This window comes from Eggerthella sp. (assembly GCF_048329335.1).
Taxonomy (GTDB): Bacteria; Actinomycetota; Coriobacteriia; order Coriobacteriales; family Eggerthellaceae; genus Eggerthella; species Eggerthella lenta.
In genome coordinates this window covers 1-3,484 of the sequence record NZ_DBFEGU010000274.1, presented here as the reverse complement: position 1 = coordinate 3,484, position 3,484 = coordinate 1, and the positions used below count along the sequence as shown (strand labels likewise).

Sequence of the window (3,484 nt, the reverse complement as noted above, 5' to 3'; positions counted from 1 at the left end):
TCGATGCGCTCGCTCGACGACATGCGCAGGTAACCGCCGCAAGCGGGGCACACGTAATGGCCGGCGGCCAGGCTGGGGCCGTCGAACTTGAGGCCGCAGTGCGGGCACGCGCGCCACGAATCGCCGTCGATAGCGGGTTTGTCGGTAGTGCACAGCACCCAGCCCAGAAGCGGCGCGTCATTGCTGAGCGGGCGGAACACCCGCACGCCGCGAGCCGCCGTGCGAGCGAGAAAGCTGTCCACCTCGGCCAGCGGCAGCGCCTCGTCGCACAGCAGAACCACCGAAGCCCCGCAGGAGTCGATGGCCGTCAGCACGGCATGGCCGTTGCAGAACAGCGCGTCGGAGTACTTCTCGCCCAGGCTCACCGCGCTTTGGGCGAGCTTGATGTGGCTATCGCCCCGATGATCCTGCGTGTACACTGCGCAGGCGGCGAAACCCGCATCGCCCACGGCCTGCATCAGGCGCTTCGCGGTTTTCGGGCGCGCCATGACGAGCGCGACGGGCTTGGAGCCCGCATCGATCCCCCCGGCGCCTTTCGGCGTGCGCGGGGCGGCGGTGGCCAACGCCCGCGGCACGGCGGTGTAGTCGGCCGCGTCGGCAGCATCGTGCGCGTTCGGCGCTATGGGAAGCGAAGCGGCGGCCTCCTCGGCCATGCGCGCAAGGCGGTAGGCCACGTCGGCCGATTCGCCGATAGGCTCGGCCGCCTTGCGCGGCTTGCCCTGGGGCAGCACCGTTCCGTCGGATCCGATGGTGATGTAGTTCTGCTTGGCACTCTTCATCGAACGGCCTCTCGCTCTTTTAAGCTTCCGCTTTCGCCAGCACGTACTTCTGCGTCGCCGACGCGCACACCGCGCCGTCGACGCTCGCCTCCACCTCTGCGACGCACAGACGCGACGAGGACTTCACGATGCGCCCTTTCAGCGTGAGCGTCTCGCCCGGCTCCACCTGGCGGCGGAACTTCGCGCCGTCGATGCCGGTGAGGAACCCGATGGAGCCCTCGGCTCCGCGCTCGACGAGGATGCAGAACGATGCCGCCTGCGCGAGCGCCTCCATGATGATGACGCCCGGCAAAACGGGATGCCCCGGGAAATGCCCCGCGAACAGCGCCAGCTCCGGGTCGACGTCGAGCTCGGCCGTCACCTCCACGCCCGGCTCACACGCGACGATGCGGCTCACCCAGCAGAACGGGTCGCGATGCGGCAGCACCGCCTCGACGACGTCCTTGCCGCAAGGGTATTCGATGTCCATGGTTCGGCTCCTCCCAACCTATGCGCGATACGGCGAAACGGCCAAGCTCGCGTTATGGCCGCCGAATCCGAGCGAGTTCGACAGCGCCACCGTCTGAGGATAGCCCGTCTTCGCCTCGATGACGACGCTGACCGGGCATTCCGGATCGGCCTCGGCGAAGCCGGCCGTGGGCGGCACGCAGTCGTTCATCACGGACAAAGCCGTGACGATGGCCTCGATAGCGCCCGCGGCGCCCAGCGTGTGGCCCGTCGTGCCCTTCACCGACGTCACCGGGATCCGGCTTCCCGCCTCTTCGCCGCACAGCGCCAGCAGCGCCTTGGACTCGGTGGCGTCGTTCGCCGGCGTGCCGGTGCCGTGGGCGTTCAGATGCCCCAGGTCGTCCGGCGTGAAGCCGCCCTCCTCCAGCGCCTGGCGCATCGCGCGCGCCACGCCCTCGCCGCTGGGCTCGGGAGCCGTCATATGGTAGGCGTCGCCCGTGGAGCCGAAGCCCGTGATCTCGGCCAGCACCGTGGCGCCGCGCTCGAGCGCATGCTCCAGCGACTCCAACACCACCGCGCCCGCGCCCTCGCCCGCCACGAATCCCGCGCGGCGCACGTCGAACGGCAGGGAGGCCTGCGTCGGATCCTCGGCCTTCGACAGCGCGCCGAGGTTCGAGAACCCGGCCAGGCAGATGGGCGACACGGACTCTTCCGAGCCGCCGGCCAGCGCCGCGTCGATGTAGCCGTGGCGGATGTCGCGCACGGCCGCGCCGATGGAGTGCGCGCCGGTGGCGCAGGCGGTGACCACGTTCAGGCATTCGCCGCGCAGCCCGTAGCGGATGGAGAGGTTGCCCGCCGCGATGTTGCCGATCATCGTGGGGATGAACAGCGGGCTCACGCGCTTCGGACCCTTCTCGGCCAAGGTGAAGAAGCCGCTTTGCAGCTCGTCGATGCCGCCGATGCCGGTGCCGAACACGCACGCGATGCGCGCGGTGTCCTCGGCCTCGAGGTTCAGGCCCGACTGCGCCAGCGCCTCGTCGGAAGCGACGATGGCGTACTGCACGAAGCGCTCGAACCGGCGCGCCTCCTTCTTCGTGATGCCGTGCTCGGCAGCGTCGAAATCGCGCACCTCGGCGGCGATGTGCACGTCGTAGTCGGCCGTGTCGAAGCGCGTGACCGGGCCGATGCAGCAGGCGCGGCCCATGACCGCGTCCCACAGCGCCTGCACGCCCACGCCGGCCGGCGACACCGCGCCCATGCCGGTGATGACCACGCGGTGCGTGCCGTCGGGGCGGCGCGTGCTCGCCGCGTTCGCAATGTTCTCGCTCATAGCGACATACCTCCGTCGATGCAGACAACCTGTCCGGTGATGTAGCCCGCGTCCTCGCTGGCCAAGAAGCGCACGAGCTTCGCCACGTCCTCGGGCTCCCCGAGGCGCTTGGACGCGATGCGCCCCACGATGGCCTCGCGCTGCTTCTCGGACAGCGCGTCAGTCATGTCGGTGGCGATGAAGCCCGGGGCCACGGCGTTGGCCGTGACGTTGCGGGCCGCCAGCTCGCGGGCGATGGACTTCGTGAGCCCGATGACGCCGGCCTTCGAGGCCGCATAGTTCGCCTGGCCCGCGTTGCCCGCCACGCCCACGACGCTCGACATGTTGACGATGCGTCCGTAGCGCTGCTTCATCATGCGCTGCGCCGCGGCCTTGCAGCAGTTGAACGTGCCCTTGAGGTTCACGTCGATCACCGCGTCGAAGTCCTCGTCCTTCATGCGCGCCAGCAGCCCGTCGCGCGTGATGCCGGCGTTGTTCACCAGCACGTCCACGCGGCCGAACGCTTCCTGGGCGGCGTCGACGAGCGCAGCGGCCTCGGCGGCGTCCGCCACGTTGGCGGCCACCGCGATGGCGCGCACGCCGCAGTCGGCCTCCAGGGCTGCGGCGAACGCCCGCGCCTCGTCCAGCCCGCGCTCGCTCGAGCAGTTCACGCACACGTCGAAGCCCGCGCGCGCCAGCTCCTCGGCCACCGCGCGGCCGATGCCGCGGTTCGAGCCGGTGACGACCGCGCTTCGACGCGGAGTTTCGGTTTCGTTGGTCATGGGAGTAGAAGCTCCTATTCGGAATCGGTTGCGGAAGCGACGGCCAGACAGCCGTCGAAGCTCGCGCGGTCCTGCACGCAGGCGCGCGTCGCGGTCTTGTCGATGCGTTTCACGAGGTTCGCCAGAACGCCGCCGAAGCCGACTTCGACGAACATGTCCGCCCCTGC

General features: G+C 69.9%; 4 protein-coding genes. All 4 read right to left on the bottom strand.

All coding sequences use genetic code 11. From position 1 onward, the window contains the following. A partial coding sequence (locus tag ACMO6A_RS08625) for a biotin carboxylase N-terminal domain-containing protein (RefSeq protein WP_418471112.1) occupies window positions 1–779 on the bottom strand: 779 nt, incomplete at its 3' end. A 19-nt stretch (window positions 780–798) separates the two neighbouring features. Beyond that, window positions 799–1,248 carry a 3-hydroxyacyl-ACP dehydratase FabZ gene (gene fabZ / locus ACMO6A_RS08620; protein ID WP_009304150.1) on the bottom strand — a complete coding sequence of 150 codons (450 nt, stop codon included), beginning with the start codon at window positions 1,246–1,248 and terminating at the stop codon, window positions 799–801. Window positions 1,249–1,266: 18 nt separating this feature from the next. Then, window positions 1,267–2,556 carry a beta-ketoacyl-ACP synthase II gene (fabF, locus tag ACMO6A_RS08615; protein ID WP_418471111.1) on the bottom strand — a complete coding sequence of 430 codons (1,290 nt, stop codon included), beginning with the start codon at window positions 2,554–2,556 and terminating at the stop codon, window positions 1,267–1,269. Further along, entirely contained in the window at window positions 2,553–3,317 is a 765-nt protein-coding gene (fabG, locus tag ACMO6A_RS08610) for a 3-oxoacyl-[acyl-carrier-protein] reductase (RefSeq protein ID WP_009304148.1), read from the bottom strand. Before fabG ends, fabF begins: the two co-directional genes overlap by 4 nt. Window positions 3,318–3,484: the final 167 nt, after the last annotated feature.

Bases quoted from the DNA above. Each gene is read 5' to 3' on its own strand.
- fabF (WP_418471111.1), bottom strand. From the start codon at position 2,556: ATGAGCGAGAACATTGCGAACGCGGCGAGCACGCGCCGCCCCGACGGC.
- fabG (WP_009304148.1), bottom strand. From the start codon at position 3,317: ATGACCAACGAAACCGAAACTCCGCGTCGAAGCGCGGTCGTCACCGGC.
- fabZ (WP_009304150.1), bottom strand. From the start codon at position 1,248: ATGGACATCGAATACCCTTGCGGCAAGGACGTCGTCGAGGCGGTGCTG.